We start from the raw sequence: 1585 nt of genomic DNA on the forward strand, positions 1-1585 counted from the left end.
GGAAGACGCCGAGGTGAAATACTCCACGGTGCAGAACTGGTTCCCCGGCGACGAGAACGGCAAGGGCGGCATCTACAACTTCGTCACCAAGCGCGCGGATTGCCGCGGCGACCGTGCGAAGGTGATGTGGACCCAGGTCGAGACCGGCTCTGCCGTGACCTGGAAATACCCGTCCTGCATCCTGCGCGGCAACGAGAGCCAGGGCGAGTTCTACTCGATCGCCATCGCCAACAACCACCAGCAGGCCGATACCGGCACCAAGATGATCCACCTCGGCAAGGACACGCGTTCGCGCATCGTCTCCAAGGGCATCTCGGCGGGTGTGGCGCAGAACACGCACCGCGGCCTCGTGGCGATGCACCCCAAGGCCAAGAACAGCCGCAACTACACCCAGTGCGACAGCCTGCTGATCGGCGACAAGTGCGGGGCCCACACGGTCCCCTACATCGAGGTCAAGAACAACTCCTCGCGCTGCGAGCACGAGGCGACCACCTCGAAGGTCGACGACGAGCAGCTCTTCTACTGCCGCCAGCGCGGCATGGACGAGGAAGAGGCGGTGGCGCTGGTCGTCAACGGCTTCTGCAAGGAGGTGCTGCAGGCGCTGCCGATGGAGTTCGCCATGGAAGCGCAGGCGCTGGTGGCCATCTCGCTCGAGGGTTCGGTGGGCTGACGCCCGCCGCGTCCGGGAGGGCTTCGGGATGCTCCAGCAACTCGCCCTGCAATCTTCAGGCGCCGGCATCGGCGTGTTCCTCGGCCTGCTGATCGGTCTGTCCCTGCGCAAGCGCAAGGGCAAGACCGAGGGGCTGCTGGGCGGCTCGATCCTGCTGACGGCAAGCGCCGCCGGCGGGCTCGCGCTGGTCGTCATGATGGCCGTGAACTACCTCGCAAACACCTGAGGACGACGACGGGACCCCACGAGGATCGCACGAAGGTCACATGGCAAACCCTTGGAATAAAACCATGATCATCACGACCACGAACAACGTCGAAGGCCGCCGTATCACCGCCTACAAGGGCATCGTGGTGGGCGAGGCCATCATGGGCGCCAACATCGTCCGCGATCTCTTCGCGCAGGTCACCGACATCGTCGGCGGTCGCTCGGGCGCCTACGAGCGCAAGCTGCAGGACGCCCGCGAGGTCGCCTTCCGCGAGCTTGAACAACGGGCGCAGGCGCTTGGCGGCAATGCCGTGGTCGGCGTGGACATCGACTACGAGGTGGTGGGCGACACGATGCTCATGGTCTCCGCCTCCGGAACGGCGGTTGTGATCGAGTGAGCGTCGCGGCGCCCATAACGCGCCCGGAGCTGACGAGAGCGACCGGGACTGGGCGCAGATGATGCGCGGCTGGCTGGCCGGGAACCCGCCCGCGATGGGCACCGAAGTGGATATCGTCTGGTCCGACATCGGCGAGACGAAGGACTGGGGCCACCCGGTCGACGAGAGCGAATGGCGCCGCTGGCCGCGCTACCCGCTCGAGGTCTGGGAGCTGCCCGAGTTCCGCCACCCCGACGTGGTGCTGGTCGACGGGCGCTTCCGCGAGGGCTGCGCGCTTGCGGCCCTGTTCCTGGCCGAACGGCCGCTGACG

Annotated in this window: 3 protein-coding genes and 1 pseudogene; all 4 read left to right on the top strand. The window is 66.8% G+C overall.

Annotated elements, in window-relative coordinates:
* Positions 1–670, top strand: a 670-nt coding sequence (locus tag HC022_RS26155; RefSeq protein ID WP_175583745.1) for a SufD family Fe-S cluster assembly protein, incomplete at its 5' end; no start/stop codon positions are given.
* Between the two features lie 28 nt (positions 671–698).
* Complete coding sequence (locus tag HC022_RS26160; protein WP_008885012.1) at positions 699–896, top strand: hypothetical protein; 198 nt, start codon at positions 699–701, stop codon at positions 894–896.
* 64 nt (positions 897–960) lie between these two features.
* Complete coding sequence (locus tag HC022_RS26165) at positions 961–1275, top strand: heavy metal-binding domain-containing protein (RefSeq protein ID WP_167454327.1); 315 nt, start codon at positions 961–963, stop codon at positions 1273–1275.
* A gap of 58 nt (positions 1276–1333) precedes the next feature.
* Positions 1334–1585, top strand: a pseudogene (locus HC022_RS26170) (hypothetical protein); the annotation flags it as partial.

This window comes from Salipiger sp. HF18, assembly GCF_011806505.1.
GTDB classification, from domain to species: Bacteria; Pseudomonadota; Alphaproteobacteria; order Rhodobacterales; family Rhodobacteraceae; genus Salipiger; species Salipiger thiooxidans.

Bases quoted from the DNA above. Each gene is read 5' to 3' on its own strand.
- HC022_RS26160 (WP_008885012.1), top strand. From the start codon at position 699: ATGCTCCAGCAACTCGCCCTGCAATCTTCAGGCGCCGGCATCGGCGTG.
- HC022_RS26165 (WP_167454327.1), top strand. From the start codon at position 961: ATGATCATCACGACCACGAACAACGTCGAAGGCCGCCGTATCACCGCC.